This window comes from Rhizobium sp. BR 362 (genome assembly GCF_036528765.1).
In the GTDB taxonomy this organism is placed as follows: domain Bacteria; phylum Pseudomonadota; class Alphaproteobacteria; order Rhizobiales; family Rhizobiaceae; genus Rhizobium.
On sequence record NZ_JARWGH010000084.1, the window covers coordinates 1 to 2,590 of the forward strand.

The window sequence follows — 2,590 nt, forward strand, 5'->3', positions numbered from 1 at the left end:
GTAAGCGCGATTTTCCATGCACATTGACGGGTCGGCATCCCTGAACGGCCCTCGCGTTGGTTGGTAGCGATATCCGGCTCTGTTAGGCCGCAGAGTTTTTGGAGAAGTTGAACGGTAGCAGGTCTCCAATGTCCGCGGTTTCGTCGCGCTGCGGCAACTCAGTGAGCACCTGGCGCAGCCAGGTGAGAGGGTCGACGCCACAGGCGCGACAGGTGAGCATCAGACTGTAGATAACGGCGCTGGCCTTGGCTCCGGCGGCGGTGTCGCTGAACAGCCATGATTTTCTGCCGGTCGCAAAAACTCTGATTTCGCGTTCCAGAATGTTGTTGTCGATCGGCATCCTGCCATCGTTGACATAGCGCGTCAGATAATCCCATTGGTTCAGAGCGTAGGACACAGCATCGCCGAGCTTCGTATCCGGCGCGACCTTCGGCGCGATATCATCGAGCCACGACTTGAGGGCATTCAGGACAGGCAAGCTATGCTGTTGGCGGAAGCGGCGAATGCAGTCGGCCTGGGCTTCACCGGTGTCGRGCTTTTTGTCTCGCGCCTGCTTTTCGATCCGGTAGAGCTGTTCGAAGAACCGGAGCGCCTGCTCCGGCGGTCCGCCACCTTTCTGTCTGGTTTTGAGGGCTTCGACGAAGCGCCGCCTGGAATGGGCCATGCATCCGACATGGGTTGCATTATCCAATGTGCGCCAGGCGGTGTAGCCATCGCTCACCAATATGCCGCGGTAGTCGCCGAGGAAAGTCTTCGGATAGATCTGGCCACGTCCGGGCTGGTAGTCGAGAAGGACGATCGGCTGGTCGCTGTCCTCGCTGCTGCGATAGGCCCACATATACGATGTGCTGGTGGCTTCCTTGTCCTTTTCCTTCAGGACCTGAACCGTCGTCTCATCACCATGAATGAGAGGCTGCGACCTGAGCCGCAGCTTCAGAGCTTCATAGATTCGGTGAAGATGCCTCTCGCTCGAACCTATGACCCAGTGAGCGAGAGCGCCGCGGCTAATTGGAACGCCGGCCCGCTCGAATGTCTGCGCCACGCGGTAGAGCGGGGTGCCGTCGACGTATTTATGAATCAGCGCGAAGGCTAGCGTCGAGGCAGTAGCGATGCTGCCTGGCAGGGGTTGCGGCGGCATTGGAGCGATCACGACGGGCGTGTTGATCCCGGTGCGGTCGCAATGGCGGCAAGCATATTTGAACCGCACATTCTGCAGGACCTTTGCCTTGACCTCTATATGGAGCTGCTCGGTAACGGSCTCGCCCATGCGATGCATTTGGCCATGGCAGCAGGGGCAAGCTTTCTGATGGTCGGGAAGGTCGTATTCGACACGCTCGCGTGGGAGGTCTTCCGGCAGAGGCCTGCGGCCGCGCTTCTTTCCCGCGGTGCTCTCGACCGGCGGCAGGCCTGTGTCCGGGAGATCGACAACGTCATCACCGTCGCCACTGTCATCGTCGTCTGCAGCCTTTTCGGCTTCGTTGAAGAGGCGATCAATATGCTTTTCGCTGCGTGGGGCAAAGCGGTGCAGCCTTGCTAGTGCCAGCTCCTCCTCCAGCTTGACGACCCGCCGCGAGAGCGCTTCCTTCTCGGCTTTAAGCGCGGCAATTTCGGCAGCATTTGCCGCCAACTGCGCCATTAGTGCCGCAACATCAGGTTCGCCGGTTCGAGTCATCAGATTCTTGAATCTGAACCGCCCGGCCGCGTCAACAGCTCAATTCGCTACCTTCAGCCGGCGATCTGATATTGCCGTACCGGATGGCGCACCATCGCGTCGATATCGATGCCGTCGAGGATCCAATGAAGCTGTTCGGTCGTCAGCGTGACCACCGGCACCTCACGGCGGGGCCATCTAAACTTGTCCTCCGTCAACCGCTTCAGCACGAGCACAAAGCCTGACCGATCGAAGAACAGCAGCTTCATCCGGTCACGCCGGCGATTGCAAAATGCAAAAACCGCTGGAGCAAACGGGTCCAATGCCATCGTCTCCTGGACCAAGACCGCAAGGCTGTTGATACCAGCCCGAAAGTCGATCGGTTCGCGATGCAGATAGACTTGAAGATCAGCGCCCAGCTTGAACATGACCCAGAGCTCCGATTATCGCCGTCAACGCGTCCACATCGCCGCATTCCAGCGTCAACCTCACACCATTCGGCAGTGACGCACTCATCTTCGCTGGAGAGGTCAGCGGCCGGATCCTCTCTGCTTTCCGCGGCACCTCCTCATCACCTATGGCAGGCATCTCAATGTCAAACTTGCTGCTCGCCGCGGTGATCTGAACCGGAATAAACGCCGACGTCGAAGACGGCGGTAACGGATGGGCTTGGGTGTGTTTCCTGATCCATTTCCAAACGAGGTTCGCGTTCACCCCGTGTAAGCGCGCAAGTTTCGATACCGATGCGCCCGGTTCAAGGCAGGCCGCAACAAGGCGGTCCTTCGATCCTTGATCGAAACGGCGTCGTCCATTCCGACCAACCAGCCGCACGGCAAGTTTTTGACCTTCTTCCATCACTTGGTGTCCACCTTTTTTAGGTGGACACCTCATGCCAAAGCTCAATCAATTACAGAAGGTGTGGCGAAATTCGCGCTTACG

At 58.6% G+C, this 2,590-nt stretch carries 3 protein-coding genes; all 3 read right to left on the reverse strand.

What is annotated here, in order from left to right; translation table 11 throughout:
* Positions 1-82: 82 nt before the first annotated feature.
* The 3 genes from tnpC to tnpA are packed head-to-tail and all read right to left on the reverse strand — an operon-like array spanning position 83 to position 2,509.
* A complete protein-coding gene (gene tnpC / locus QDY28_RS30770; protein WP_331384848.1) occupies positions 83-1,672 on the reverse strand; it encodes an IS66 family transposase in 1,590 nt (529 codons plus the stop codon).
* A gap of 53 nt (positions 1,673-1,725) precedes the next feature.
* Positions 1,726-2,079, reverse strand: coding sequence for an IS66 family insertion sequence element accessory protein TnpB (tnpB, locus tag QDY28_RS30775; RefSeq protein WP_095437983.1), 354 nt, complete (start codon positions 2,077-2,079; stop codon positions 1,726-1,728).
* Positions 2,060-2,509, reverse strand: coding sequence for an IS66-like element accessory protein TnpA (gene tnpA, locus QDY28_RS30780; RefSeq protein ID WP_112303611.1), 450 nt, complete (start codon positions 2,507-2,509; stop codon positions 2,060-2,062). The genes tnpB and tnpA overlap by 20 nt, the downstream gene beginning before the upstream one ends.
* Positions 2,510-2,590 lie beyond the last annotated feature (81 nt).

Excerpts from the sequence above, each read along its gene's own strand:
- tnpB (WP_095437983.1), bottom strand. The coding sequence starts at position 2,079 with ATGTTCAAGCTGGGCGCTGATCTTCAAGTCTATCTGCATCGCGAACCG.